Source organism: Mesorhizobium sp. M2E.F.Ca.ET.209.01.1.1, assembly GCF_004010375.2.
In the GTDB taxonomy this organism is placed as follows: Bacteria; Pseudomonadota; Alphaproteobacteria; order Rhizobiales; family Rhizobiaceae; genus Mesorhizobium.
Genome location: NZ_SADP02000788.1, coordinates 1 through 321, shown reverse-complemented (window position 1 = coordinate 321; position 321 = coordinate 1). Strand labels below are relative to the sequence as shown.

At 51.4% G+C, this 321-nt stretch carries 1 pseudogene; it reads left to right on the top strand.

From position 1 onward, the window contains the following. Positions 1–93: 93 nt before the first annotated feature. Positions 94–321 (top strand): annotated as a pseudogene (locus EN852_RS41955) (hypothetical protein); the annotation flags it as partial.

Sequence of the window (321 nt, the reverse complement as noted above, 5' to 3'; positions counted from 1 at the left end):
CGGCAGCCGAGGCCGGCGCCGCGTTAAAGCTGCGTCGGCGGCTGATTGAAAGTCTACTTTCCAGCTACCACATGAATCGACATTGAGGGATTCATGTTTTCACCGTCGACTTATGAGGGTTTGAAGAGGAACGCGCCCAGCGTGGTCTTCTTCTCCGGTTTTTTTGCGATAATGTTCATATTAGCCCAGAGTAAGTGGGAGAATGACGCAACGCCAATTCGATCAATTGACCCGATCAACGCGACGATCGAAGGCGTTTACTGGCACTGGACCAGCACGTCTCAATATGGATTGTTCCTGGAGAACAACGCTCTGGTTTTC